This window comes from Citromicrobium bathyomarinum (genome assembly GCF_038594605.1).
Classification (GTDB): domain Bacteria; phylum Pseudomonadota; class Alphaproteobacteria; order Sphingomonadales; family Sphingomonadaceae; genus Alteriqipengyuania; species Alteriqipengyuania bathyomarina_B.
The window spans coordinates 313,522-337,938 of sequence record NZ_JBCFZM010000003.1; the positions used below are offsets into that span (position 1 = coordinate 313,522).

Here is a 24,417-nt window from a genome sequence, read left to right on the forward strand (position 1 = left end):
TACGGCCTTTGGGACGGTATCAGGATGCGACAGACCGAGCCGCCGACCTGTTCCTAGGTGCTGCAACCTGCATCCTCCCGAGTGAATTGCGAGCTTGCATTGGCATCGGCCATCGCAATCATCGAACGTGCGTGCCGCGCGGCCACCTCGCGCTGGTCCTCGCCATAGCCACCGCCCAGCGCGCTCGCGACGGGCAGCCCGCGCTGGCGGACCGTCTCGACCACATACCGATCGCGGCGCTCGAGCCCGGCATCGCTCAGCGACAGCCGACCCAGCTTGTCGCGCTCGTGCGGGTCGACGCCAGCCTGGTAAAGCACGATATCGGGTGCGAAATCGTCCAGCAGGCGCGGCAGACGATCAGCGAGAGTGGCGAGGTATTCCGCGTCGCCCGTTCCGTCGGGCAGCGCGATATCGAGGGTGGAGCGGGCCTTCCTGACAGGGAAGTTCTTTTCTGCATGGATCGAGAGCGTGAAGATCTCGTCGCGCCCGGCGGTAAGGCTGGCGGTGCCGTCGCCCTGGTGCACATCGCAATCGAGGAGCAGCACGCGCGCCGCGTCCCCTTCCGCAATCAGGCGGTTGGCGCACACCGCAAGGTCGTTGAACACGCAGAAGCCTGCGCCGGTATCATAGAGCGCATGGTGGCTGCCCGCCGCGCTGTTGGCGGCGTAGCCATGCGCAAACGCCAGCTGTGCGGCGAGCCAGGTGCCGCCATTGGTGTGCCGCACCCGGCTGGCGATATGGGGCGTAACCGGAAAGCCGATCCGCCGTTCCTTCTGGCGCGGGACCTGTGCGGTGAAGACTTGCTCGACATAGTCGGGGCAATGCACCGCCTCCAGCCATTCGCGCGGGCAGGGATCGGGCGCATGCTCGGTCATCGCCACACCGCTTGCCCGCAGCGCTTCCATCACGAGATAGTACTTGTCGAACTTGAACGTCCCGCGCTCGGGCCGGGGGGCCATGTAGTCGACGTGGTGAACGACGTGGAGCATCAGGCCCACCCCATGTGGTCGACCACGATTTTGCACCCCAGCGCGATCAGGATCACGCCGCCTGCCCGTTCGGCCCACGCGCCGAAGCGGTCGCCCGCGACCCGGCCCAGCGCCACGCCGAACGCGCTGAGCAGCAGGGTCACGACCCCGATCGCCAGAGCGGCCCACAGCGGATCGACCGCGAGCGTGGGAAGCGTTACCCCGGCGGCGAGCGCGTCGATGCTCGTCGCCACTCCCGCGATCAGCAGCGCACGCCCGGTCAGCACGTGCGCCGCTTCCTCCTCGCCCACATCGCCGCGCAGCATCCTCGCGCCGAGAAAAGTCAGCAGGCCGAAGGCGATCCAGTGGTCGATTGCCGCGACATAGGCCATCGCGAGCGCGCCGATGCCCCACCCAATCAGCGGCATCACCCCCTGGAACACGCCGAAGGTGAGCGCGATGGCCGCACCGCCACCCGCGGCGGGGCGAAAGCGGGCGCCCTGGGTGAGGGCGACCGCGAAGGCATCCATGGCGAGCGCGAGGGCGAGGAAAAGGACTTCGAGCAAGGTCTTCGCGGGTTACCCAGCGGCGTCGGCGGCGGTCGCATCCAACGCGCCCGCTTCGCCCGCATAGCTTTCGATGATGGCGTAGATCGCTTCTTCGCTGCGGCTCGCAGCATTGCGCCACCCCTTCGCGCTTTCGGGCGTGTTCACCAGTGCGCCCTCGCTGTCGATCACCAGCAGGTTGGGCGTGCCCTCGATATCGCTCACGCCGTATCGCGCTGCGAGATCGAGATTGCGCCCCTTGTCGGTCTGCGGCGTGCCGATGTCGATGAAGACCACCTCGAACCGATCGCGCAGCAACGGCTCGAACCCGGGGCTGGTGAGCCATCCGGCGAGCGCGCGGCTGTCGTGGCACCAGTTCGCGCCGAACACCGCGAGCACCTTTTGTCCCGGTTCAAGCTGGGCGATCGTGCGCTCCAGCGCTTGCGCCTGTTCCGCTTCGCTTACGCTTTCATCGTAGGGTGCCGCGTCCGGCACGCCCGCCACTGTCTCGGCGAAGGCGTGGCCCGGCAACAGCAGCACCGCGACCAGCATTGCCAGCGTTGCGAGGCGCTTCACTCTGCCGCTTCCACCGCCGGTGCCGCGTGCGGATCGAACGCGACGTCCTCGCCCGCATCGATCCGCGCGGCTTTCTCTTCCACCAGCCGGACGATGTGATCGAGCATGCTCTCGTCTTCGACATGATGGTCGGTCACCCCGCTCAGGTAGACCATGTGCTTGCCCTTGCCGCCGCCGGTGATGCCGATGTCGGTCTCGCGCGCTTCGCCCGGGCCATTGACGACGCAGCCGAGAACCGAAAGGCTCATCGGCGTCTTGATGTGCTCAAGCCGCTTTTCCAGCGCCTCGACCGTGCGGATCACGTCGAAGCCCTGGCGCGAGCACGACGGGCACGAGACGACGCGGACGCCGCGGGTGCGCAGGCCCAGTGCTTTCAGCATCTCGAACCCGACGCGCACTTCCTGCTCGGGCTCCGCGGAGAGGCTGACGCGGATCGTGTCGCCGATCCCTGCCCACAGCAGCGATCCGATTCCGATCGAGGATTTGACCGTCCCGCCGATCAGCCCGCCCGCTTCGGTGATGCCCAGATGGAGCGGGCAGTCCACTGCTTCGGCGAGTCCGTGATAGGCCGCGACCGCGAGGAACACGTCGGAGGCTTTTACCGCCACCTTGTATTCGTGGAAATCGTGGTCCTGCAGCAGCTTGATATGATCGAGCGCGCTTTCGATCAGCGCTTCGGGGCAAGGCTCGCCGTATTTCTCCAGCAGGTCCTTTTCGAGGCTGCCGGCATTCACACCGATCCGGATTGCGCAGCCATTGGCCTTGGCGGCGCGGACGACCTCGGCCACGCGCTCGCTCGATCCGATATTGCCCGGGTTGATCCGCAGGCAGGCCGCGCCCTTGTCGGCGGCTTCGAGCGCGCGCTTGTAGTGGAAGTGGATGTCCGCGACGATCGGCACATTCGCCGCGCGGGTGATCTTGTCGAAATGCCGCGTTGCCTCTTCGGTGGGGCACGAGACGCGGATGATGTCCGCGCCCGCATCCTCGCACCGGCGGATCTGGTCGAGCGTCGCGCCGACATCCTCGGTCGGCGTGTTGGTCATCGTCTGCACGGTGATCGGCGCATCGCCGCCTACGGCGACATTGCCGACCATGATCTGGCGGGACTGGCGGCGTTCGATCGTGCGCCAGGGGCGGATTGCATTCATGCTCTTAGTCTTTCGTGCCGGACTGCTGACACACCTGACACAGTGTCCAGGGGAAGAAAACCAGCGGGTCGCTCGTGGACTTCGCCGTCTGTCATATGGCTGCGATGCTGCGATTTTGCGACCCTTGACATGGCAATGTCCTTAACATGCGATCGTCCCGGTAGGAAATCGCGCGCATCTGGGGCAATGATCGCCCGATGAACGATCCGACCGAACTCGAACCGGGCACGCCGCTGCTGTTCGCCCGCGTGCTGGACGGGCAGGGCGGCGGGCGCGCGATCGACTGGGCGGGGATCCGGGAATGGGAGCCGCGCCCCGACGGGCCCGTGCTGTGGATGCACCTGTGCCGCAACACGCCGGGCGTCTACGAATGGCTGCAGGACCATGCCGGCATTCCGGAACCCACCGCCGAGCTGCTGACCAGCGACGACACCCGGCCGCGCGCCTTCCGCGAAGGGAACACGCTGGTCGCGACGCTGAGGGGGATCAACTTCAACCCCGGCGCGCAGCCCGAGGACATGATCAGCATGCAGGTGTGGAGCGACGGCGTACGCCTGATCACCTTGCGGCGGCACCCATTACAGACGCCGCGCCAGATCCTCGCGCAGATCGATCGCGGAGCGGGACCGGGCGACGTGGGGGCGGTGGTCACCGCGCTGACCGAAGCGATGGTGGCACGGATGAATGCCTCGATCGTCGACATGAACAACCATATCGACGCGCTCGAAGAGCAGGATATGGACGATGATCCGGAAGAAATGCTGCAGAAGATCGCCAGCATTCGCCGCAATTGCCTGGGGCTCCAGCGCCACATGGGGCCACAGCACGTCGCGCTGGAGTCGATCAGCCGCGAGGCGCCGCCCTGGTTCGAAGAGCACGACCGGCGCGAGATCGCCGAGACGATCGACCGGCTGCGCCGCTATCTCGACGATATCGACATCAGCAAGGAAAGCGCGGTCGTGCTGATGGACGAGCTGCGCACCCGCGCGCTCGCCAGCAACGAACGCGCCACCTACATGCTCACCATCGTGGCGGGCATCTTCCTGCCGCTGGGCTTCCTCACCGGGTTGCTCGGTATCAATGTCGGCGGAATGCCGGGCGTGAACGATGGCGACGCATTCTGGTGGGTCGCGGGCGCGTGCCTGGCGATCATCGCGGTGCTGCTGGTGATCTTCAAGCGGCTGAAGTGGCTGTGAGGATCAGGCCCCGGCGCGCTGTGCCGGGATGAATTCCTCACGCACCGCCTTGGCGATCAGTTCGAGCGGGATGATCCCCTGGGCGAGGAGGAAGTCGTTGAACGCCTTCTCGTCGAACGCCGCGCCCAGCGCCAGCTCGGTTTCGACGCGCAGGTCGATCAGCTTGCGATAGCCGTAGTAGTATGAGCCCGCCTGGCCCGGGCTGCGGAACTGGTAGCGATCCAGCTCCTGCTTGGTCATGCCGGGGGAGAACAGCGCTTCCTCGCGCAGCACGTATTCTGCCTCGTCGCGGGTCATCAGGCCGAGGTTGAGCGCCGGGTCGAGGAAGGCGCGCGCCGCGCGCAGCAGGCGGAACTGCTGGGCGATGAACTGGCCCTCGATCGGCTCGTGCGGCATGATCTCGGCCTCGGTATAGAGCGCCCAGCCTTCCACGTTCACGCTGTTGAAGGCGTAGAGCATGCGGGCGAGCGACACGCCCTGTTCCACCAGCGCGGCGAACTGCATCTCGTGCCCGGGCCGCGCTTCGTGCGCGCTGAGCGTCCAGGCGGCGGCGGGGTGATTGAAGTCGTCGTAGGCATCGTCCGCGCTGGCGGTCGGGTTGCCGACGGTGAGCACGAAGGTGCCCTGTTCGCCGGTGTTCCCGATCAGCCGGGGCGGGCGCATGTGCGGCGCGGGCTGGGCCGCGCTTTCCGCCGCGCTCGCGACGCGCATCTGCAGCTCGGTATCGGGCAGGCTGACGATGTCGTTCTCGCGCACCTTCGCTTCGAGCTGGCGGTTGATGCCGCGGTAGAATTCCTCGATCTCGTCGTTGGGGATGGTCTGCTGCTTCAGCCGCTTCATCACCCCGGCCATGTCCGTTTCCGGCCAGCCGTTCTTCTCCGCAATCTGCGGCGCGAGCGCCTCCATCTGGGCGCGGATTTCGTAGAAGCCGCGGCGCGCCTGGCTCATCGCTTCGCGCGGGTCCATGTCGATCCCGACATTGCGCAGGTTGAGCGCATAGAGCTCTTCGGGCAGGCGGGCGGTGTCGCGGGCTTGCGGCAACACGGTTTCGCGGGTCCACTCGCCGTAATCGGTGAACTGCGCTTCCATCGCGTCGAGCGCTTCGTCCGCTCCGTCGATCTCGTACTTGTCGAACAGCTCGCGAATCCCGGCGACGAAGGTCGGGATCTTGGCGATCGATTCCTCCACCTCGACCCGGTACGGCCCGATCTTGCCGCCGCTTCCATTTGAGCTCCGGCTCGCTTCGAACTGCGCCTTGGCGAGCTCGGTATAGGGCTCGTAGCCGTCTTCGACGCCGGTATATTTGCGCAGCAGCTGAAGCGCCGAGGCGCGGCGGTCCTCCGCAGTCTGGTCTGACAGCATCGAACCGATCGAATAGAAGATGCTCTGCGGAAGCTCGCTCCATTCGAGCATGTATTTGTCGTTCAGTTCGCTCGACGCGATGCTGCGTTCGAGGCTGTCGATCAGGATCGCGAGGTCCTGCTTGACTAAGGGGTTGCTCTCCCGCGCCATCGCGGCGGTAAACTCCGCCTTCAGCGCCTTCGCACCCGCGACGTAGCGTTCGTCTGAATCGAGCGAATAGTCGAAGGTCTGCCCGTCATACTGCTCGTAACCCGACGACGAAGCGCCTTCGGGATAGAACTCCGCCTCAAAGGCGATCAGCTTTTCCGTGTAGGCATTGCTCGTTTCGACCCAGTCGGGCTGCGCAGCGGGCGCGCTCTGCGTCGTTTCGGCTTGCGCGAAAGCGGGCGCGGCGGGGAGCAGCGCGACGAGCGCGATGGCGGCGGCGAAGGTCTTCATGATGTCGGTTCCCCGATTGCTTTTCGGCCACGGGGCGTGCGCCCATGCCGTGGGATTGGCAAGGCCGCTCTCGACGAATGGTCATCGCTGCCGGATCGCGTGCGTCTGCGCTAGAACCGCTTCTCGAAGAGGAATTCGTCGTCACGATGTTCGCCGACCCAGAAGGAGATATCGGCGATCTTGGCGAAGCCGTAGCGATGATAGAAAGCCTGCGCGCGGTAATTCTCGCTCCACACCGACAGCTGGACCGCGTCGTGGCCGCGCGTACGTGCTTCGGCCATCGCCCAGTCCGTCAGCGCTGTCCCGATCCCCCGCCCGGTCAGGTCCGGCTGGGTGTAGAGCTGGCCAAGCGCGATCGGATTGGGGGCGTCCGAAAACTCGACATACCAGCTGGGTGCGCGCAGCTTGACGAAGCCCAGCAGCCTGGCGCCATCATCGGCGAGGCGGTGGATGCAGCGATCATCCGCGATCTCTTCCGCCACAGCCTCGTCGGAATAGGTCTCCGCGAGAAATGTCGCGAGGTCTTCGGGCCGGTAGAGATGCTCGAACGCGGCGCAAAAGCTCTCTCGCCCCAGCGTGGCGAGCGCAGCGGTATCCTCAGGGGTGGCAGGTCGCAGGATCATGAGCCCGAACTAACGTTCGTGGCGAAAAAGGGAAGCGCTGGACCGGGCGCCTGGCTGCGGGCATGATCGGCGCGGTTTTCGGGGAGAATCAATCATGCACTTCAGGTTCGCTCTTGCACTTGCCGCGATGCTTTTCGCCGCGCCCGCGATGGCGCAGGACGGTTCCGATCAGGACGAGCCGCGCTGGTCCTTCGCGATCCATGGCGGGGCGGGCACGATCCTGCGCGAGAATATGAGCGCCGAGCAGGAGGCGCAGTATCGCGCCGCGCTCGATGCGGCATTGAGCGCTGGCGAGGATATCCTGCAGGGCGGCGGCAGCGCGATGGACGCGGTGACCGCCGCGATCACGCTGATGGAGGACGATCCGAAGTTCAACGCGGGCCGCGGCGCGGTGTTCACCTGGGATGGCACGATCGAGCATGACGCCGCGCTGATGGACGGGCGCGACCGGGCGGCGGGCGCGATCACCGGCACTAGCACGGTGCGCCATCCGATCCTGCTGGCGCAGGAGGTGATGCGCGAGGGGCGGCACGTGTTCCTGAGCGGGGCGGGCGCGGAGACCTTCGCCGACGACACCGCTCTGGAGCGCGTGCCGAACGCATGGTTCGCGACCGATGCGCGCCGGCAGTCGCTCGAACGGATGAAGGCCGAGGCGCTGTCGTCCATCGACGTCGATCTGAAGTTCGGCACGGTCGGCGCGGTCGCGCTCGATATGGAAGGCAACCTTGCGGCGGGGACCAGCACGGGCGGGATGACCGGCAAGCGCTGGGGCCGGATCGGCGATGCGCCGGTGATCGGTGCGGGGACCTATGCCGACAACCGCTCTTGCGCGGTCTCCGCGACCGGGTGGGGCGAGTTCTTTATCCGCGTCGGCGTGGCGCAGGAGATTTGTACGGAGATTCGCTATCTCCGAGTGGCCGAACAGGTCGACTGTCCGGGGGTACGGGAAGAAGGCGTGTTCCGTGAGTGTTGGGGGCCGCTCCACCTTGCAACGGACGAGGCGCAGCTTATCGCCGATGAGGTTCTGGCGGAGGTCGAGGAACTCGGCGGCGATGGCGGCGTGATCCTCGTCACTCCCGATGGCGACGCGATCTTCAGCTTCAACACGCCCGGCATGTATCGCGCCCGCTCGACCAGCGAAGGCGTGCGCGAGATCGCGATCTACGGCGAGGGCGAGTAGAGCGTCTGCCAGACCCGATCGTGGTTCGGTGTTTTGGGCTTAGAAGTCGTGCGCGAGGTTCGATCTAGGGCGACTGATCGGACGCGCGCGACACGGGTGACACGTGTCACCCATGTGTCACCCTGGGAAAAGTCATGTCTGTCAAAGGCTTGCGGAAAGCCGGATGACGCATTGCCGGTTTTGCGCCGCGCGGGGCCGTGACGTGGTGCGTGCGCGGGACGGAGGGAGGACGATGGGAAAGAGCCATCGCCACTTTAGCTTGTGCGCGTGAAGTAGGAAAATCCGCCGGAAGCGCTTGGCGCAACCTGCTCCTCCCCCTTTTAAGGGAGATGTTGGGAGGGGGTGGTGCCCAGGCCGATGGTTGCGAACCCCCACCCCAACCCCTCCCCAAGGGGAGGGGAGACTTTTTGGTCAGGCCGCCCGTGTCGCCCTGCGAAGCACGTCGCCGAAGCCGTAGGCGATGCAGTCGTGGTCGCGGTAATAGCCGCGTTCTTTCAGCAGGTGGTGCAGCTGCGCCAACCGATAGGGTGGCACGCCCGCAAAGATGTGATGCTCCAGATGGTAGTTCACATTGCACGGGCTCAGCAGCAGCGCCTCCCACCAGCGCGGGATCGTGGTGCCCGTGTTGATCCGCGCGTCCATCGCATCGCGATCCTTCGCCACGCCATGCTCCGAAATCTGCCGCAGCCGCATGGTCAGCGGATAGACGAAGATCCGCGCGGCCCACCACATCAGGTAAGCCCAGGGCGCGCCCACCGCCAGCAGCGCCACAAACAGCAGCGCATGGAACAGCACCGAAGGGCCGGTCTGGCTCCATTTGAAGCCCTTGATCTCGCCCAGCAGATCGCGAAAGCCGGTCTGGCCGGTGATGTCGCGGATCAGCTTGCGCTTGAGCGATGCGCGCGTGACCGGGTAGGCCTTCACCATCCACTTGTCGGGATCGTCGGGCGTGCCTGCGAACTTGTGATGGTTCAGATGATAGCGGCGATAGAGATCGAGCGGGACGTGCGCGATCGCGCCGCTGATCCATTTGCCCACGAAGGTGTTGAGCTTGGGCGTGCGGAAGAAAGCACCATGCGCGCAGTCGTGCGTGATGATCCCGAAAGCCTGGATGCGCCCGCCCAGCACGATGATGGCAGCAGGGATCGTCAGCGGATTGGGCCACGCGATCGCCACCGCGAAGGCAGCCACCGCCAGCGCGGCCTGGAACAGCACGGTCGTCGCGGCGCGTGAGTCGGATTTCCTGCTCAGCGCGGCGACTTCGCCATTGGTGATGTAATCGCGGATTGCCGGGGCGTGTCTCATAAGTCTCTCTCCGCCACCGATATTATCGGAGCGGTGCGACGAGTGCAATCATGAGCCCGCCCGGCATTCTTAGCCCTCAGCGTTCGGCCTCGGCATATTTGTCCGCTTTGCGCTGGCCGAAGCGCATGTCGCCTTCCAGCTTGGCGCGCAGCGCGGTGTAGAACGCTTCCAGAAACTCGCGCTCGTCGCCCGATCCGGCCTGCCAGCCGAGCTTGCGCACGATCGCCGCGTGGACGGCCTCCAGCGTCTTGTCGTCACCATCGCGCAGCACGCGTTCGAGCTGCTGCAACTCGTACTCGCCATAGACCGACAGCTCTTCGTTGCCGAAGCGATAAGCGGGCGCGGCATCGGCCTGCGTTCCCTGATGCAGCGATAGCGCGTCGGCCAGCTTGCGGCGCGGAGCCTCGACCACCCAGGTGCCTGCGACGACATCGCCCGCGCGCAGGGCGTCGCGGTTGAAGAAGGGGAACAGCATGAACACCGCGAACCACAGCGATCCCACGATCCACGCCGAACCGGCGCCGCCTTCGCCCGCCGCGCTGAAGAAGCTCAGTGGCAGGAAGATTTCGATCTGGCGCAGCAGATTGCGCGCGATGATCGCCTCTGCGGTCAGCCGTTCGCCCGATTGCCCCTGTGGCCTCGCGGCGACCCTGATGCCCACCATCCGCTTGCCCAGCGTCGCGCCGCGCGGACCCATCTCGAAGAAGATGAAATAGCCGTTCAGCAGCAGGAACAGCGAAACGATGAACAGCACGAGCAGAAACTCCCCGCCGCCACTGTCGAGCTGGTCGAGTTTCTCCAGATTGATGCCGAGGAAGATCAGCGCCACCGTGACGAGAAAGATCGTCAGGGAGATGAACGTGTAATCGAGGATCAGCGCGAGCAGGCGCGAGCCTCTCGTGGCCAGCACAATGTCCAGCGGCACGCCTTCGGGCGTGACGACCTGCCGCCGCCGCTTTTCCTCAGCGTCGCGCCGTGCCGCACTCATGCCGCGTCCTCCTGCCGGGCACGGCGGCCAGCCCCGCCGCGTTCGGCCCTGCCGCGTTCGGCCTTGTCGCGTCCGACGAGTGTGAACAGCGCGAGCCACACGATCAGCATGAATGCGCCGATCAGCGCGCGCGTTTCGAACCCCGCAAGCTGGCGCGGGAAAGCTTCGAGAAGGGCGGCGACGATCAGCATGAAGATGCAGCCGAGCATGACCAGCGCGGCCCGGCGGCCCGCCTCCGCCGTGGCGGCGAGGATGCTCGCCGTGCCCGGAAAGGCCATCTGCCGCCCCACATGCACGCCCGCTGCGCCCGCCAGCAGGATCGCCGCGAACTCGGTCGTGCCGTGGACGCTCAGCCAGGCGAGAAACTCTGGCAGCAGGCCGACCGAGCCGAACAGCCACATCATCGCGCCCAGCATCGCCATGTTGTAGATCAGCAGCAGCAGCGTGGGCACGCCGAAGGCGAAGCCCAGCGCAAAGGCGAGGATACAGACGCTCGCATTGTTGTAGAACAGATAGGCGGCGAAGGCGGAGAGGCCGCCCGCGCTGTCTTCTATCGCCAGCGTCTGCGCCAGCTCCGCGCGGCTCGCGCCCGGCATGCGCCCGCCGACCAGCGCGCCGGGAACGAGCGTGAAATACCATTCGACATTGCGCGCGACGAGCAGCCAGCCTGCCGCCACGCCCGCGATCATCGCCGCAGCGGCGAGGACGATGTCGATCCAGATGCGGCGGACCGCACGGCTCCAGCCACCGCGGAAGAACCTGCCGAGCCAGCGGAAGAGACCGTTGCGCGGGCCGTAGACCTGATACCACGCGCGCTCGACCAGATCCTCGAGGAAGCTGAGCGTCGCCGCGTCGAGCGAGGTTTCGCGCGCGACCGCAAGGCTGGAGGCGGCCTGGCGGTAGAGCACCGGCAGGTCGGCGATATCCTCGTCTGAAAGACGGCGGATGCTGTTCTTCTCCAGCCGCGAGACGATCCGTTCGAGCCGCCGCCAGTCGCCTTCGCGCTCCAGCCGGAAACGATCGGAGCGCAGCGCCGCGGCCTCGATATCGGGCTGCTCGGGCAGCGGTTTCGCCGCGAAGGGATTGCGGATCGTGCCAGAAATAAGAGGCGTTTTCATCCGGCGATCGCCTCCTGCGCGCGCAGGGCGAGGTAGCGGTCGATCACCGCAAAGCCCAGCTTGTCGTGCGGTGCCTCGATCACCTCGACGCCCATCCGGCGCAACCGGCTCAGCACCAGCTGGCGCTGGCGCGCTAGCGCATCGGCGGTGACCGCGCGGGCGATGGTATCGACATCGTCCGGCTCGGCTTCGGTGAAGCCTGCCAATTCGCGGTCTTCGAGTGTGACGAAGACCACCGCGTGGCGCTTGGTCAGACGGGCGAGGCTCTCGATCATCATCTCGGCGGCGGTGGTGTCGCTGAAGTCGGAGAACAGCACGACGAGCGAGCGGCGCTTGAGCCGGGCGGCCAGCGTCGCGAGCGCCAGCGTGTAGTTCGCTTCCTGCCCCTGCATGTAATCCAGCCCGGCGGCGGCCTGTTGCAGGCGGGCAAAGGCGCGCGTCTCGCTGACGAAGGGGCTGGCGAGCACCGGCCGCCGGGCGAAGCCGAACAGCATCGTGCGGTCGCCACCCTTGAGCGCGACATAGGCGGCGGTCAGGCCTGCGCTCACCGCGCGGTCGAGGCGCGGCAGGCCGTCGATCGGTTCGCACATCGCCTGCCCGCAATCGAAGGCGAAGACGATCTGGTTGTTACGCTCCGCCTCGTTCTCGCGCGCATAGAGCGCGGCGTGGCGCGCGCTCGCCTTCCAGTATATCCGGCGGCGGTCCATCCCGGGCTGATATTCGGTCAGCGCCTCGAACTGCGTGCCCTGCCCACGTCGCCTGCGCGAAATGATGCCCAGCTCCGCGTCGCGCAGCAGCGCCTGCAACGGGCGGCTGCGGATCGGCGAGAGATCGGGCCAGACGCGGATCGCACGGTCGAGATCGATATGCTTCTGCCGCCCGCCGAGGCCCCAGGGCCCGTCCCATGCGAGCCAGAGCCCGTCGACATCCGCTGTCCCGCGCCGATTGGCTTCGAGATCCACCTCGCCGCTCCACACGCCTTGCGCCGGTGCCAGATCGAGCGCGACCCGGCCGCCGGGAGCCATGCGCGGATCGAGCGAGAGCGCGGCGCGCGCCGAGCCCGGCGTTCCGGAAAGATCGGCGGAGACGCGCAGGGGAGAGGGCTGGCCGATCTCGACATCGGCATCGTGCTCCAGCTTCCACTCGCTGAGCGTGCCCGCGCGCGCGCCGTCGACCAGCACCAGCAGCAGCAATATCCCCGCCACCACCGGCACCGCCAGCCACGCCTGCGGCGCGAGCAGCGCGACCGCCAGCGCCAGCGGCGCGGCCAGCGCGACGAGGCGCGCGGTGCGGATGGTGGGGAGCAGCGCGGCCATTGCGATCAGCGCGGCGCCTGCGTGCTTTCGATCAGGTCGCCCACGATCGCCTCGACCTCACGGCCCTCGATCTCGGCGGCGGCGGAGAGGATCAGCCGGTGCCGCAGCACCGCCGTCGCCAGGCCCTTGATATCGTCGGGCACCACATAGTCGCGCCCGTCGAGTGCGGCGCGCACACGGGCCGCATTGCCGAGCAGCACGGCGGCGCGTGGGCTTGCGCCGGTGGCAAGGTCGGCGTGTTCGCGGGTCGCGCGCACCAGCCGCACGACGTAGTCGACATTCTCCGGTGCCAGTGTCACCGCCTTCACGCTCGCTATGCTTTCCTGCAGCGCCTCGCGCCCGGTCACGGCCTCGATCCCGAAGGTCTCGGGGCGGGGCGGGCCCTGTTCGGCGCCGAAGCGGGCGACGATGTTCGCCTCTTCCTCTTCGGTCGGATAGGCGGCGATCAGCTTGAACAGGAAGCGGTCGAGCTGCGCCTCGGGCAGCGGATAGACACCCTGGCTCTCGATCGGGTTCTGCGTCGCCACGACCATGAAGCGGTCGGGCAGCACATGCGTCTCGCCGTCCAGCGTCACGCGGCGCTCCTGCATCGCTTCGAGCAGCGCGGCCTGCGTCTTGGGCGGGGTGCGGTTGATCTCGTCCGCCAGCAGCAGTTCGGTGAAGATCGCGCCGCGCGTCAGCGTGAACTGGCTGGTCTGGAAGTTGAACAGGTTGGAGCCCAGGATATCGCCCGGCAGGAGGTCGGGCGTGAACTGGATGCGCCCGTAGTCGAGCCCCGTGGCGTGCGCGAAGCATTGCGCAAGGAAGGTTTTGGCCGTGCCCGGAGGGCCCTCCATCAGCACGTGGCCCTGCGCGATCAGCGCGACCAGCAGATGGTCGATCACCTCTTCCTGGCCAACGATCGCCTTGCCGATTTCGGCCTTCACATCGGCGGCGAGGCCGCGAAGCGTTTCGAGAGCTTGCGTCATTGCTGGGTCGTCCTTTCTGATGCGCGCAGCCCACGGGCGGCACGCAGGGTTTCGGCTCGCCCGCGCGCATTGCGCAGGGCGGTAATGGCGTTTGCAAGATCGTGTTCGCCGCGTTCGTGCAGCGTTTCCTCGGCGCTCTGCCCCGGAGTCTCGCGCAGGCCGAGCCGGCGGACGGCGCGGGTGGCGACGAGGTTGGCATAGGGATCGCGCAGCAGGTGCCACCTTCCGCTACGCCCGATCACCTGCGCGCCGTTGGCGACCAGCTGGCTCTTGCCCGGCGCAATGTCGGGCGCGGGGCGCAGCGAGGGGCCGAAGCGGTTGAAGGCGCGCCACATCGCGATGGCGAGCGCCAGCAGCAGGGTCAGCGTGGCGGCGAGGAACGGCGGTTCGAACGCGAGGGTGAGGAGGTTGCGCGAACCGCCCAGGCCGTTGAGCGTCAGATCGAACCGGACCGATTCCTCGGTGCCCTGGCGGGCAATGGCGACCAGCTCGCGCGCCGCGGCGGCGCGGGTGCGGTCCGCAAGGCCCCAGTTGTTGACGAGGTCCGGCTCGGCCACCAGCATCACGCCATAGACGGCCGTCGCGTCGTCCGAATCCGGATCGAGATAGAGGTCGCCGTCCAGATAGCTGCCGTCGTCGGCCAGGTATCCGGCGAGGATGTTGCCTTGCGCATCGGTAACCAGCGGTGCGATGGCTCCCGGGGCACTGTCGGAGCCGACCATCGACAAGGTCTGCTCGCTCGGCATGGTGCCCTCGCGGCCCAGCCCCTCCCACCGGGCTGCACTCTTGCGGTCGGTCTCGCCCGCAACTTCGATCGTGCGCCCGGCGATCTCGATCTCCCAATCGCCGCTCGCGCCCGTCAGGCGCACCCAGCCGCGCTTGGCGGCGCGCTCCTGCGCGGGCATCGCGAACCACTTGGGCGCGATGATCATCGTCGGGCCAATGGTGCGGCGGCGATCGACGATCCCGCTCAGCTCTTCGCCGTCCACCTCGCTCGGCGGGGTCAGTACCAGCAGACCCGGCGTGTCGAGCGCGCCGCGATCGCGCGAGCGGATCACACTCACATCGTCCGCTTCCAGCATCCGGGTCAGTCCGACGAATCCGTTCAGCCCGGTTCCGGCCGCATGGGCGCGGCCATTATTGGCAGAGCCGGAAAGGCCGCCTTGTCCGGTAAGATAGAGGAAGGCGACGAACGCGATCACCGCGAATCCGACCAGCGCCAGCGTGCCGCGCTTGCCGAAAGCCGCGCGGGATGCGCCCCCGGTTGCACCCCCAGATGCGCCCTGCGTCGGGACCGCAGCCATCTCAGCGACCCTCCAGCGCGAAATCCGCATAGGCGGCGCGGGCCTCGTGCCAGTCGCGCTCGCTCAGGTCTTCGAGTGCGAACAGCGCGCGCTCCACGGCGCGGGCTATGGCGCTGAAGGCGCGCCGCGCAGCCTCGGGCAGCGCCTCGATTCGCGAAAGTTCGCGCGCCGTGCTGGAGGGCTGGACCAGATCGGGGCGGCGGTGTGCGATCTGGCGAATCGAACGGGCGAGCAGCAGGCGCACCGCCTCGCCGTAGCGGCCCTGCGCGGCCAGCGCGTCGGCATCGCTCAGCAGGCTCTGCGCTTCTTCGCGGTCGGGCACCAGATCGGGCTCGTCCTTGGGCGCTTTGCCGTGCAGCCGGGCGAGCGGCACGCCCAGAATGCGCGCGATCAGCAGCACCAGCAGGATCACTCCGACCGCAACGAGAACCCATTGAAGCACCGGCCACGCGCCGACGAAGGCGTGGGCGAGAGGGGCGAAGATCTCCGCCAGAAATTCCGCGATGGCGCGCAGCCATGCGGGTGTTTCGGGCATTTCGGGCGGAGGCAGGGGCTCGAACTGGATGTCGGAATCGTCGCGTACCGCGCGCCAGGCTTCCTGTGCCCCCTCATCCGTGCCTGCCCCGATCGTCACAGGTGCGAGGCTTGGCATGCGCCAACCGGTGCCGCAAGCCGTTCCTTATGGGGCATGCAGCTTCGGGACCGGGTCCGTGGCACTTGCGCATATCCCGAGTGGTGGCTAGATCGCGCGCGCACCCTTTCCCATTAGACTTGGCCAGGCATAATTCGATGAAAGACGATCGCAACACCGCTTTCGGGTGGATCCTGTTCTCGGGCATCATCGCCCTCGGCGCGTCGAGCCTCAGCTCGATGTACTTCAAGGCCGACGATCACGAACTGCCCGAAGGCGCGAAGCCGGGCTTCTTCATCGAGTCCGAAGAGGAAGAGGGCGGCGCCGATAGCGGGCCCTCGCTCGCCACTCTGCTCGCTTCGGGCAGCGCGTCTGCGGGCGAAGGCGTGTTTGCCAAGTGCACCGCGTGCCACACGATCGCCCAGGGCGGCGCCGACGGGATCGGCCCCAATCTCTACGGCGTCATGGGCACGGGCATCGGCCAGCATGCTGCCGGCTTCGCCTACAGCTCTGCGCTGTCGGGCCATGGTGGCGAGTGGGACTTCGAGAACATGGACGCGTGGCTCACCAGCCCGCGCGCCTTTGCCAATGGCACCAAGATGAGCTTTGCCGGCCTTTCGAATCCGGAAGATCGCGCCAATGTGATTCTCTACCTGCTCGAAAATGGCGGAGGCCCGCCGCTGCCCGAGCCTGAGCCCGAGGATGCAGGCGAAGAGGCAGGTGACGAGGTCGACGGTGCGGGCGAAGGTCCCGGCGCAGTCGAAGGCGCCGATGCGGGCGAAGCCGAAGCTGCGGGCGCGATGGGCGCGGACCAGCCGGTGCCTGCGGCCAATGCTGCGGGCGAGAACTAGGTTCTTTCGCGTCGGCGGCTGACCGCCGACGCGTCCGACGCGTTAGTTTCGAAAACTAGCCCTTGAAGCCTTGGGCGACGACATACCACTCGGACGAGCCTTTGCGGCTCGCCGGGGGTTTGGCGTGTTTCACGGTTTTGAAGTTGCGCTTGAGCAGCGTGAGCAATTCGGCATCGGTGCCCCCGGCCAGCACCTTGGCGATGAACTGCCCGCCGGGCGTCAGCGTCGCAATCGCGAAATCGGCGGCGGTTTCGACGAGGCCCATGGTCCGCAGGTGGTCGGTCTGCTTGTGGCCCACGGTATTGGCCGCCATGTCCGACATCACCAGATCGGGCGCGCCGCCCAGATGTTCCATGATTCGGTCGGGTGCTTCGTCCGCCATGAAATCCATTTCCAGAATCGCAACGCCCTCGATCGGTTCGGTCGGCAGCAGGTCGATGCCGACGATGCGCGCCTGCGGGCGCTGCTTGCGCACCACCTGCGCCCAGCCGCCCGGCGCGATGCCGAGGTCGACGATCCGTTCGCTCCCGCGCAGGATGCCGAATTTCTCGTCCAGCTCGATCAGCTTGAAGGCCGCGCGGCTGCGATAGCCCGCAGCCTTCGCTTCCTTTACGTAAGGATCGTTGAGCTGGCGCTCCAGCCAGCGCGTGGACGACGCGGTGCGCCGCTTCGCGGTGCGCACGCGCTTGTCGGGATCACTGCGTGATCTGCCCATCTTAGCTTGCGCTCCTATTGGAAGTCTGGCCCGTCCCCGGGCCTGCAAAATCGGCCGCCATCAGGCTGCGCAGGATGCCTTCGCGGATGCCCCGGTCGGCGACGCCCAGCCGGTCGGCGGGCCATAGGTCGAGGATCGATTCGAGGATCGCGCAGCCCGCCACCACCAGTTCCGCCCGGTCGTGCCCGATGCACGGCACCCGCCCGCGCTCTTCGAGGCTCAGGCGCGAAAGCCGTGCGGAGATGTTCCGCATCGAGGCCGAGGGCACGATCAGCCCGTCGACTGCGCGCCGGTCGTAATGGGGCAGCTCGAGATGGAGGCTGGCCAGCGTGGTCACCGTGCCGCTGGTGCCGAGCAGGCGAATATCCTCATCTTCCGCGGCATCGGCAATGCGCTGCGCGAAAGGTGCAAAGCTGTCGTCCACCGTCTGGCGCATCGCGGCGTAGAGCGCGAGGCGGTCTGCCTCGCTCTCGGCGCTCTGGCCTTCGCGCATCACCGTGTCGGTCAGCGAGACGACACCCCACGGCACACTCTGCCAGTCGAGAATGCGCGGGATCGCGCCTTCGCCGGGCCCAACGAGGATGAGCTCGGTCGATCCGCCGCCGATATCGAAGATGAGCGCTGGGCCATCGCCCTGTTCGAGCAGGACGTGGCAGCCGAGCACCGCAAGCCGCGCCTCTTCCTGTGCGGAAATGATGTCGAGCGCGATGCCCGTTTCCTCGCGCACCCGCTCGATAAAGCGTTCGCCATTGGCTGCCCTGCGGCATGCCTCGGTCGCGACCGAGCGGGCGAGGAAGACATTGCGGCGCCGCAGCTTCTCCGCGCAGACATGCAGCGCGCCGAGCGCGCGGTCCATCGCCTCGTCCGACAATCTGCCCGACAGCGCGAGCCCTTCGCCCAGCCGCACGACCCGGCTGAAGGCGTCGATCACCGTGAAATCCTGTCCCGAGGGCCGCGCGATCAACAGGCGGCAATTGTTTGTGCCGAGGTCCAGCGCCGCATAGGCCTGTCGCCCGTAGCGGGCGGGCCGGCGGCCTGCGGGTTGATGCGCGCCGGCAGGCTGGTGTTTGCCGGTCGACGGCTGCTTGGATGCCGGATTGCGCCGCCTGCCCTCGGTGGAACGCGGGCGCCTGCGCGGTTCGGCGGGCTTCGGAGAGTGGAGGTGCCGCTTTTCGGTCACCTCGCCGGACGTATCGCCCTCCGTGTTGCAAGCCCTCTTGCCATCGTCCGGCGGCACGATGTCCGCCATGATACTTTTTCCATTCCTCCCGCAGCCTAAATCCTGCGGGGACCTGGCGCCAATGCTAACCGGCCAGGCGCATTTCGGCAAGGCTGGCAGCAGTTTGAGTGCTTGACGCTGCGCCCATGGCTTTCTAAATGCGCGCTTCGCCCAGCCGGAGACTCGCCTTCGCGATCGTTTCCGCACGGCTCTTGCCCCGTCGTCTAATGGTAAGACTGCAGACTCTGACTCTGTCTATTGAGGTTCGAATCCTCACGGGGCATCCAGCTTTTTACCATGAAAACATAAGTATAGCTGCGCCTTTGCTGGCGACCGCCTATGCGGGTCGGCGCGAAAGCGGAGGCTGCGGTTACGCTTGACGGCGCGCCGCGACGCCCCGGTCAGAACCAGGTGCGCAGACCGATGACCGCTTTCAGGCCATCCGGGTCTTCGCCGGCCGCGCGGGCGAGGTCGGCTGTTTCGCCCAGCTTCGCCTCGTATTCGATACCGACATAGGGCGCGAACTCGCGGGCGATTTCGTATCGCAGGCGCAGCCCCGGCTCGACCCTGGTGACGCCTGCGCCGATGTCGCGCTCGGGAATGTCCTGCGCGGCGAACTCCGCCTCGATCCGGGGCTGGAGGATCAGGCGTTGCGTGATCTTCTGGTCGTATTCCGCCTCGACCCGAGCGGTCAGATCGCCCCGGTCGGACAGGAACAGCGCGCCGTCGACATGGAACATGTAGGGCGCCAGCCCCGCCACGCCGAGCACCAGATGCGTGCGGCTGTCGGGCTCGGGATCGAACCGCACACCCACCTGCCAGTCGAAGAACGGCCCGACCGCGCGGCTGTAGAGCGCCTGGATCTCGGCGTCTTCCAATGCGCCGCCGAATTCGGCTTCGCCCTCGGTCTTGAGGACGAAGCGGTTGAGGTCGCCGCCGTACCAGGCTTGCGCATCCCACAGGTAGCCGGTGTCGCCCCCATTGGTGGGAATGCGCGCCTCGAGCCGCTCGACCAGCACCATGCCGGTGGTCATGCCGCCATTTCCACGCGCGAGTTCCCGGCGCGCGGGCGCCATTGCTTCCTCGCCCCAGATCGCGTCGGCGGCATGGCGCGGCCCTTCCAGCGCACGCGCGGGAACGGCCTCTTCCGGAGCGGCTCCCGCCGCGGACTTATCGGTCATCGCTCCGTGAGAGCCGTGGTCCATGCCTGCCATGCTGTCGTCCATCGCCGGGGCCGGTTCGCTCTCTTCCTGCTTGCCGCACTGCTCAGGCGGCATATGGCCCATCGCGCAGTGATCCATCTGAGGCGCGGGCTCGCTCTTGCTGCCATGGGCGGAATGATCCTGCGCGGCGAGCGGAGCGGGCAGCAGCACGGCCCCGGCGAGAAGCATCGCGCGGATCATGCGCCGTCTCCCGCCGGGAAGGGCCGCACCGTCACCACCTGCATCATGCCTGCGTGCATGTGGTAGAGCAGGTGGCAGTGGAAGGCCCAGTCGCCCGGCTCGTTGGCGGTCAGGTCGAAGGTCGCGGTGCCGCCCGGCTGGACGACCACGGTGTGCTTCAGCGGCTGGTGCATATGGTCCGCGCCGTTGACCAGCTCGAAGAAATGGCCGTGCAGGTGGATGGGGTGCGCCATCATCGTGTCGTTGACCAGCGTCACGCGCACCCGCTCGTCGAACCCGAAGCGGATCGGATCGTCGGTGACGGCGGTGAATGTCTTGCCGTCGAAGCTCCACATGTAGCGTTCCATGTTGCCGGTGAGATGGATGCGCATCTCGCGGTCCACCTCGCGATGCGGGTTGATCCGCTTGGCCTTGAGATCGGTGTAGCGCAGCACGCGGTGATTGACCGTGTCGAGGCCGAGGCCGGGGAAATCCATCCGGTCCATCGGCATGGGCGAGACCATGTCGTGCCCGGGGCCGACTTTTACATCAGCGGGCAGGGTGGAGGTATCGCGCATGGAGTGGTCCATGCCTTCCATCCCGGCCATGCCGCCGTGGTCCATCATGCCCATGTCGGCCATGGTCAGCGTTACCGGCTCGCGCAGCGGCGGCGGAGAAGCGCGATGGCCCTTGTGGCTGGTCAGGCTGGCGACACCCATGCCGCTGCGGTCCATCGCCTCGGCGACGATCGCATGGCTGCCGTCGGGCGGGCTGACGATCACGTCGTAGGTTTCCGCGACGCCGATCTGGAACTCGTCCACCTCGACCTCGGCGACATCCTGTCCGTCGGCGGCGATTACGGTCATCGGCACGCCGGGAATGCGCACGTTGAAGAACGTCATCGCCGATCCGTTGATGATCCGCAGCCGCACCCGCTCGCCCGCACGGAAGGCGAATTGCAGGTCGTCCGCCGGGCCGTGGCCGTTGATGAGGAAGGTATAGGTGCTGCCCGTCACGTCCGAGATGTCGCGCGGGTTCATCCGCATCTGGCCCCACATGCGGCGCATTGCGCCGGACATCTCGCCCTCGGTCGCGGTCTGCATTTGATAGTTGAAGTAGTGCTCGCCCACCTTGAGCTTGCGCATGATTTCGTGCGGATGCATCGGGGTGAATTCGCTCAACAGCACCACGTAATCGCGGTCGTAGCGCGGGTCTGGCTCGGCGCTTTCGATCACGAGTGGACCGTAGTGCCCGGCCTGCTCCTGCAGGCCTGAGTGCGAGTGCCACCAGTAGGTGCCGCTCTGTCGGATCGGGAATTCGTAGGTGAAGCGCTCGCCCGGGCGGATGCCGGGGAAGCTGACGCCGGGCACGCCATCGAACTGGAACGGCACCAGCAGGCCGTGCCAGTGGATCGAGCTGTCTTCGGCCAGATTGTTGGTCACGTTGAGCCGCACGTTCCGGCCTTCGCGCAGGCGGACGAGCGGCCCGGGCACCGTGCCATTCACCGCCACCGCGTGGCCCGAGCGACCACCGGTGCTGAAATGGTGGTTGCCGATGGTGAGCTCGATGTCCTCGCCCGAGACTTCGCCGAACCCGTTGCGGGCGTGACCCAGCGATTGTCCGCGCGCCCATGCGGGCATGGGGAGGGCAGACACGGCGGCGAGCGCGGCGGTGCTGCGGATGAGGGTGCGGCGGGACAGTTGGACCATGCGATGGTGCTTCCGATTGAAAATCCGATACGGGCCATATATACCCCCATAGGGTATTACAATCGGACCTTGGGCCATGTCGGACATGAAGAGCGCGAAGATCAATCGGCTGAGCCGGATCGAAGGGCAGGTGCGCGGCGTCGCGCAGATGATCGAGAGCGATCGCTATTGCATCGACATCCTGCACCAGATCCAGGCGATCCGGTCGGCGCTGGCGAAGGTCGAGACGCAGGTCTTGAAAGATCACGCCGCCTGTTGCGTCGCCGAAGCCATCGCCAGCGGCGACGAGGCCGAGCAGCGCGAGAAGTTCGAGGAACTGGTGACGCTGTTCGAGAAGACGAAGCGCTAGGTGCGTGCCCATTTCCAGGAGGAGAATTCCATGATTGCCACACTCGGATCGGCCATCGCGCGCCGCACTTTCGCCGGCACGCTGGTGCTCGGCGCGGCGCTGACCGCCTGCGCCGCACAGGCCGCCAGCTTCACCATGTATCGCGATGCGAATTGCGGCTGCTGCCTCGCCTGGGCCGAGCACATCGAACGGGGCGACAAGCATCACGTCAAGGCGGTCGCGCATCCCGACATGGCGAAGGTGAAGGCCGCCAAGGGTGTACCCGCCGATCTGCAGTCGTGCCACACGGCGATCGTCGAAGGCTACCTGATCGAAGGCCATGTGCCCGCTGCCGATGTCGAGCGGCTGCTTGTTGAGCGACCGGCAGGCGTGAAGGGGCTGGCCGTCGCGGGAATGCCGATGGGCTCGCCGGGGATGGAGCACGGCAATTACCGCCAGCCCTTCCAGGTCGTCGCATTCGGGCCTGAAGGCCGCAGCGTGTGGGCCAGCTACCCCGGGAGCGCATCGTGAGCAGCAAGAAAGCCACCGTCTACCGGATGGTCATGCCCGACCATCTGTGCCCTTTCGGTCTCAAGACCGTCGACCTGCTGAAGCGCGAGGGGTTCGAAATCGAGGATCATCACCTCGAAACGCGCGAGGAGACCGACGCCTTCAAGGAAAAACACAACGTCGAAACCACGCCGCAGACCTTTATCGATGGCGAGCGGATCGGTGGCTACGACGATCTGCGCGCATATTTCGGCAAGTCGCGCAGCCAACCCAAGGAAGGCGAGACCAGCTATCAGCCGGTCATCGCGATTTTCGGCGTGGCCTTCCTGCTCGCCCTCGCGATCAGCTGGTATGTCTTCGACACGGTCTTCACGGTGCAGGCCGCCGAGTGGTTCGTCAGCCTCTCGATGGCGCTGCTCGCGATCCAGAAGCTGCAGGACGTGCGCAGCTTTTCGACCATGTTCCTCAACTACGACCTGCTGGCGCGGCGCTGGGTGCGCTACGGCTTCCTCTATCCCTTCGGCGAAGCGCTGGCCGGGGTGCTGATGGTGGCGCATGCGCTGCCGATCGTCTCGGTCCCCATTGCGCTGTTCATCGGGACCATCGGCGCGGTCAGCGTGTTCAAGGCCGTCTACGTCGACAAGCGCGAGCTCAAATGCGCCTGCGTGGGCGGGGGCAGCAACGTGCCGCTCGGCTTCGTCTCGCTGACCGAGAACCTGTTCATGATCGGCATGGGCCTGTGGATGGGCGCCAAGGCGCTGGGCTGGATCGCGATCTGACGGGCAGCGCAACGCTGCTTGTCGGCTTGTGTCGCGCTTGATATTCGGGCGCGATGGAGGCGTCGGACAGCTCGGTGAAGAGCCCAGGCTCGAGGATCATGGCCCGCCTGCCGCGCGTGCATGTGGAGCGCGGTTTCCTGCCGCCGGAGGAGCACGCCGCGCTGCTGGCCGAAACGCTCGAGGCGCAGGCGCTTTATCAATCCAGCACCATATCGCGATACGAAGAGGACATGACGCGCGTCAACGGTCAGGTCGATCCGAGTGTGCGCCATTCGCATGTCCGCAAGCTGCCGAAAGCCTTCCGCGAGATATTCGAGGCGAAGCTCGTGTCGCTCCAGAGCATGATCGAGGCGACGACCGGGGTCGAATTTCCCGCCGAGCGCTGGTTCGAGATCGAATCGGTCCACAGCGGCGACGGCGCATTGTTCACCGCGCATATCGATACCAATCGCGGGCCCCAAAGCTCGCGCAGGGTGATCAGCGCGGTCTATTACTATTCGCGGACGCCTGCGGCCTTCTCGGGTGGCCAGCTGAAGCTCTATTCGCTCGATCGCAGCGGATCGATCACGGTCGAGCCGGAAGACAACACGATGGTTCTCTTCCCGTCGATGTTCCTGCACGAGGTGTTGCCCGTGTCCGTTCCCTCGGGCGAATGGGCGGACGGGCGCTTTTCGGTGAATTGCTGGGTGCACCGCACCGATTAGCCGAGGCGCTTTCCCGCGCCCTTCTCAGTCGCTCGAGAAACAGCGCACCACGGTATAATGGGGGATCGCGCCGCCGCCGCATACCGTCACGTCACCGGCCATCACCCAGGCGTGGGCATCCATGGAGGCGTCGCTCTGCGCCCGGCGAAGGCCGAACAGGACCGCATGCGGCACGCCCATCACGCGCAGCAGCGCATGCGCGACCAACGCCTGGGGATAGCAATCGTCGCTGACCCCGCTGAAGCGCGCGGCGATTTTCATCGCCCGGCGCATGCGAACCGCTCTGCGGTGCTGCGCGGCATCGATGTCCACGCTCTGGAAGGGCAAGCCCCGATCCGCGCCAAGCAGGCGCGAGAGCTTGCGAATGGGCACGACCGTCACGATGAGGCGGCTCGGCCACAGGAGGCACCAGGCGATCAGTGCAAGCACCGCCGAGCGGCCCGGGAGCCTCGATACCGCCTTCAGCTTTTGTAAAATCGCTTGGGTCACGTTTCGCCTCGCTCCCCCCACACCCGTATGATAGGCATGCCGCAAGGAACGGCATAGGGCTTTCG

25 protein-coding genes and 1 tRNA gene are annotated in these 24,417 nt (G+C 66.7%); 8 read left to right on the top strand and 18 right to left on the bottom strand.

Features of this window, described 5'->3' with window-relative positions; translation table 11 throughout:
• Window positions 1-53: 53 nt before the first annotated feature.
• The 4 genes from AAG612_RS12915 to ispG are packed head-to-tail and all read right to left on the bottom strand — an operon-like array spanning window position 54 to window position 3,237.
• A complete protein-coding gene (locus tag AAG612_RS12915) occupies window positions 54-989 on the bottom strand; it encodes a histone deacetylase family protein (protein ID WP_342510711.1) in 936 nt (311 codons plus the stop codon).
• Entirely contained in the window at window positions 989-1,498 is a 510-nt protein-coding gene (locus AAG612_RS12920; protein ID WP_342510713.1) for a manganese efflux pump MntP, read from the bottom strand. Before AAG612_RS12920 ends, AAG612_RS12915 begins: the two co-directional genes overlap by 1 nt.
• Window positions 1,499-1,546: 48 nt before the next feature.
• Window positions 1,547-2,089 carry a thioredoxin family protein gene (locus AAG612_RS12925; protein WP_342510715.1) on the bottom strand — a complete coding sequence of 181 codons (543 nt, stop codon included), beginning with the start codon at window positions 2,087-2,089 and terminating at the stop codon, window positions 1,547-1,549.
• Window positions 2,086-3,237: a flavodoxin-dependent (E)-4-hydroxy-3-methylbut-2-enyl-diphosphate synthase gene (gene ispG / locus AAG612_RS12930; protein WP_342510717.1), complete on the bottom strand. Its 1,152-nt coding sequence runs from the start codon at window positions 3,235-3,237 to the stop codon at window positions 2,086-2,088. Before ispG ends, AAG612_RS12925 begins: the two co-directional genes overlap by 4 nt.
• Window positions 3,238-3,434: 197 nt before the next feature.
• On the opposite strand from ispG, the gene AAG612_RS12935 reads away from it, so the two are divergent.
• Window positions 3,435-4,433, top strand: coding sequence for a zinc transporter ZntB (locus AAG612_RS12935; RefSeq protein ID WP_342510718.1), 999 nt, complete (start codon window positions 3,435-3,437; stop codon window positions 4,431-4,433).
• 3 nt (window positions 4,434-4,436) lie between these two features.
• Here the strand turns inward: AAG612_RS12935 and AAG612_RS12940 are convergent, their stop codons facing one another.
• Window positions 4,437-6,233, bottom strand: a complete 1,797-nt coding sequence (locus AAG612_RS12940; RefSeq protein ID WP_342510720.1) for a DUF885 domain-containing protein — start codon at window positions 6,231-6,233, stop codon at window positions 4,437-4,439.
• 110 nt (window positions 6,234-6,343) lie between these two features.
• Window positions 6,344-6,856, bottom strand: a complete 513-nt coding sequence (locus tag AAG612_RS12945; RefSeq protein WP_342510722.1) for a GNAT family N-acetyltransferase — start codon at window positions 6,854-6,856, stop codon at window positions 6,344-6,346.
• Between the two features lie 94 nt (window positions 6,857-6,950).
• On the opposite strand from AAG612_RS12945, the gene AAG612_RS12950 reads away from it, so the two are divergent.
• On the top strand, window positions 6,951-8,036 hold the full coding sequence (locus AAG612_RS12950) for an isoaspartyl peptidase/L-asparaginase family protein (protein ID WP_342510724.1): 1,086 nt from the start codon (window positions 6,951-6,953) through the stop codon (window positions 8,034-8,036).
• A 411-nt stretch (window positions 8,037-8,447) separates the two neighbouring features.
• Here the strand turns inward: AAG612_RS12950 and AAG612_RS12955 are convergent, their stop codons facing one another.
• The 7 genes from AAG612_RS12955 to AAG612_RS12985 all read right to left on the bottom strand — a co-directional run bounded on the left by AAG612_RS12955 (window position 8,448) and on the right by AAG612_RS12985 (window position 15,669).
• On the bottom strand, window positions 8,448-9,341 hold the full coding sequence (locus AAG612_RS12955; RefSeq protein WP_342510726.1) for a fatty acid desaturase family protein: 894 nt from the start codon (window positions 9,339-9,341) through the stop codon (window positions 8,448-8,450).
• Window positions 9,342-9,417: 76 nt separating this feature from the next.
• Window positions 9,418-10,329 (bottom strand): RDD family protein, encoded by a 912-nt coding sequence (locus tag AAG612_RS12960; protein ID WP_342510727.1) that lies wholly within the window; start codon window positions 10,327-10,329, stop codon window positions 9,418-9,420.
• On the bottom strand, window positions 10,326-11,447 hold the full coding sequence (locus tag AAG612_RS12965; protein ID WP_342510729.1) for a stage II sporulation protein M: 1,122 nt from the start codon (window positions 11,445-11,447) through the stop codon (window positions 10,326-10,328). The genes AAG612_RS12960 and AAG612_RS12965 overlap by 4 nt, the downstream gene beginning before the upstream one ends.
• The gene (locus AAG612_RS12970) at window positions 11,444-12,763 is read right to left on the bottom strand and encodes a DUF58 domain-containing protein (protein WP_342510731.1); all 1,320 of its coding nucleotides are present in this window, start codon (window positions 12,761-12,763) and stop codon (window positions 11,444-11,446) included. Before AAG612_RS12970 ends, AAG612_RS12965 begins: the two co-directional genes overlap by 4 nt.
• A gap of 5 nt (window positions 12,764-12,768) precedes the next feature.
• Complete coding sequence (locus AAG612_RS12975) at window positions 12,769-13,731, bottom strand: AAA family ATPase (protein ID WP_342510732.1); 963 nt, start codon at window positions 13,729-13,731, stop codon at window positions 12,769-12,771.
• On the bottom strand, window positions 13,728-15,035 hold the full coding sequence (locus AAG612_RS12980; RefSeq protein ID WP_342510735.1) for a DUF4350 domain-containing protein: 1,308 nt from the start codon (window positions 15,033-15,035) through the stop codon (window positions 13,728-13,730). The genes AAG612_RS12975 and AAG612_RS12980 overlap by 4 nt, the downstream gene beginning before the upstream one ends.
• 1 nt (window position 15,036) lies before the next feature.
• A complete protein-coding gene (locus AAG612_RS12985; protein WP_342510736.1) occupies window positions 15,037-15,669 on the bottom strand; it encodes a hypothetical protein in 633 nt (210 codons plus the stop codon).
• A gap of 155 nt (window positions 15,670-15,824) precedes the next feature.
• Between AAG612_RS12985 and AAG612_RS12990 the strand changes: the two genes are divergently transcribed.
• Complete coding sequence (locus AAG612_RS12990; protein WP_342510739.1) at window positions 15,825-16,517, top strand: c-type cytochrome; 693 nt, start codon at window positions 15,825-15,827, stop codon at window positions 16,515-16,517.
• A 55-nt stretch (window positions 16,518-16,572) separates the two neighbouring features.
• Here AAG612_RS12990 and AAG612_RS12995 read toward each other — a convergent pair whose 3' ends face one another.
• Window positions 16,573-17,232, bottom strand: a complete 660-nt coding sequence (locus AAG612_RS12995; protein WP_342510742.1) for an RlmE family RNA methyltransferase — start codon at window positions 17,230-17,232, stop codon at window positions 16,573-16,575.
• A gap of 1 nt (window position 17,233) precedes the next feature.
• Entirely contained in the window at window positions 17,234-18,481 is a 1,248-nt protein-coding gene (locus AAG612_RS13000) for a Ppx/GppA phosphatase family protein (protein ID WP_342510743.1), read from the bottom strand.
• A 183-nt stretch (window positions 18,482-18,664) separates the two neighbouring features.
• Here AAG612_RS13000 and AAG612_RS13005 point away from each other — a divergent pair.
• A tRNA-Gln gene (locus tag AAG612_RS13005) sits at window positions 18,665-18,738 on the top strand.
• Window positions 18,739-18,852: 114 nt separating this feature from the next.
• Here AAG612_RS13005 and AAG612_RS13010 read toward each other — a convergent pair.
• Window positions 18,853-19,854, bottom strand: a complete 1,002-nt coding sequence (locus AAG612_RS13010; protein WP_342510745.1) for a copper resistance protein B — start codon at window positions 19,852-19,854, stop codon at window positions 18,853-18,855.
• Window positions 19,851-21,542, bottom strand: coding sequence for a copper resistance system multicopper oxidase (locus AAG612_RS13015; protein ID WP_342510747.1), 1,692 nt, complete (start codon window positions 21,540-21,542; stop codon window positions 19,851-19,853). The genes AAG612_RS13010 and AAG612_RS13015 overlap by 4 nt, the downstream gene beginning before the upstream one ends.
• A gap of 76 nt (window positions 21,543-21,618) precedes the next feature.
• On the opposite strand from AAG612_RS13015, the gene AAG612_RS13020 reads away from it, so the two are divergent.
• The 4 genes from AAG612_RS13020 (at window position 21,619) to AAG612_RS13035 (ending at window position 23,863) form a co-directional block, all read left to right on the top strand.
• Window positions 21,619-21,891 carry a metal-sensitive transcriptional regulator gene (locus AAG612_RS13020; protein ID WP_342510749.1) on the top strand — a complete coding sequence of 91 codons (273 nt, stop codon included), beginning with the start codon at window positions 21,619-21,621 and terminating at the stop codon, window positions 21,889-21,891.
• A gap of 30 nt (window positions 21,892-21,921) precedes the next feature.
• Window positions 21,922-22,401: a DUF411 domain-containing protein gene (locus tag AAG612_RS13025; protein WP_342510750.1), complete on the top strand. Its 480-nt coding sequence runs from the start codon at window positions 21,922-21,924 to the stop codon at window positions 22,399-22,401.
• 26 nt (window positions 22,402-22,427) lie between these two features.
• Window positions 22,428-23,159: a glutaredoxin family protein gene (locus AAG612_RS13030; RefSeq protein ID WP_342511207.1), complete on the top strand. Its 732-nt coding sequence runs from the start codon at window positions 22,428-22,430 to the stop codon at window positions 23,157-23,159.
• 74 nt (window positions 23,160-23,233) lie between these two features.
• On the top strand, window positions 23,234-23,863 hold the full coding sequence (locus AAG612_RS13035) for a 2OG-Fe(II) oxygenase (RefSeq protein ID WP_342510751.1): 630 nt from the start codon (window positions 23,234-23,236) through the stop codon (window positions 23,861-23,863).
• Between the two features lie 24 nt (window positions 23,864-23,887).
• Here the strand turns inward: AAG612_RS13035 and AAG612_RS13040 are convergent, their stop codons facing one another.
• Complete coding sequence (locus AAG612_RS13040) at window positions 23,888-24,352, bottom strand: lasso peptide biosynthesis B2 protein (RefSeq protein WP_342510753.1); 465 nt, start codon at window positions 24,350-24,352, stop codon at window positions 23,888-23,890.
• Between the last annotated feature and the right edge of the window lie 65 nt (window positions 24,353-24,417).

What these genes read in the sequence shown, in the direction of transcription:
- AAG612_RS13025 (WP_342510750.1), top strand. Translation starts at nt 21,922, where the DNA reads ATGATTGCCACACTCGGATCGGCCATCGCGCGCCGCACTTTCGCCGGC.
- AAG612_RS12935 (WP_342510718.1), top strand. Translation starts at nt 3,435, where the DNA reads ATGAACGATCCGACCGAACTCGAACCGGGCACGCCGCTGCTGTTCGCC.
- AAG612_RS13010 (WP_342510745.1), bottom strand. Translation starts at nt 19,854, where the DNA reads ATGATCCGCGCGATGCTTCTCGCCGGGGCCGTGCTGCTGCCCGCTCCG.
- AAG612_RS12950 (WP_342510724.1), top strand. Translation starts at nt 6,951, where the DNA reads ATGCACTTCAGGTTCGCTCTTGCACTTGCCGCGATGCTTTTCGCCGCG.
- AAG612_RS12980 (WP_342510735.1), bottom strand. Translation starts at nt 15,035, where the DNA reads ATGGCTGCGGTCCCGACGCAGGGCGCATCTGGGGGTGCAACCGGGGGC.
- AAG612_RS13030 (WP_342511207.1), top strand. Translation starts at nt 22,428, where the DNA reads ATGGTCATGCCCGACCATCTGTGCCCTTTCGGTCTCAAGACCGTCGAC.
- AAG612_RS12955 (WP_342510726.1), bottom strand. Translation starts at nt 9,341, where the DNA reads ATGAGACACGCCCCGGCAATCCGCGATTACATCACCAATGGCGAAGTC.
- AAG612_RS12920 (WP_342510713.1), bottom strand. Translation starts at nt 1,498, where the DNA reads ATGGATGCCTTCGCGGTCGCCCTCACCCAGGGCGCCCGCTTTCGCCCC.
- AAG612_RS12915 (WP_342510711.1), bottom strand. Translation starts at nt 989, where the DNA reads ATGCTCCACGTCGTTCACCACGTCGACTACATGGCCCCCCGGCCCGAG.
- AAG612_RS13020 (WP_342510749.1), top strand. Translation starts at nt 21,619, where the DNA reads ATGTCGGACATGAAGAGCGCGAAGATCAATCGGCTGAGCCGGATCGAA.
- AAG612_RS12940 (WP_342510720.1), bottom strand. Translation starts at nt 6,233, where the DNA reads ATGAAGACCTTCGCCGCCGCCATCGCGCTCGTCGCGCTGCTCCCCGCC.
- AAG612_RS13000 (WP_342510743.1), bottom strand. Translation starts at nt 18,481, where the DNA reads ATGGCGGACATCGTGCCGCCGGACGATGGCAAGAGGGCTTGCAACACG.
- AAG612_RS12990 (WP_342510739.1), top strand. Translation starts at nt 15,825, where the DNA reads ATGAAAGACGATCGCAACACCGCTTTCGGGTGGATCCTGTTCTCGGGC.
- AAG612_RS12975 (WP_342510732.1), bottom strand. Translation starts at nt 13,731, where the DNA reads ATGACGCAAGCTCTCGAAACGCTTCGCGGCCTCGCCGCCGATGTGAAG.
- AAG612_RS12945 (WP_342510722.1), bottom strand. Translation starts at nt 6,856, where the DNA reads ATGATCCTGCGACCTGCCACCCCTGAGGATACCGCTGCGCTCGCCACG.
- AAG612_RS12960 (WP_342510727.1), bottom strand. Translation starts at nt 10,329, where the DNA reads ATGAGTGCGGCACGGCGCGACGCTGAGGAAAAGCGGCGGCGGCAGGTC.
- ispG (WP_342510717.1), bottom strand. Translation starts at nt 3,237, where the DNA reads ATGAATGCAATCCGCCCCTGGCGCACGATCGAACGCCGCCAGTCCCGC.
- AAG612_RS12965 (WP_342510729.1), bottom strand. Translation starts at nt 11,447, where the DNA reads ATGAAAACGCCTCTTATTTCTGGCACGATCCGCAATCCCTTCGCGGCG.
- AAG612_RS12995 (WP_342510742.1), bottom strand. Translation starts at nt 17,232, where the DNA reads ATGGGCAGATCACGCAGTGATCCCGACAAGCGCGTGCGCACCGCGAAG.
- AAG612_RS13015 (WP_342510747.1), bottom strand. Translation starts at nt 21,542, where the DNA reads ATGGTCCAACTGTCCCGCCGCACCCTCATCCGCAGCACCGCCGCGCTC.
- AAG612_RS12970 (WP_342510731.1), bottom strand. Translation starts at nt 12,763, where the DNA reads ATGGCCGCGCTGCTCCCCACCATCCGCACCGCGCGCCTCGTCGCGCTG.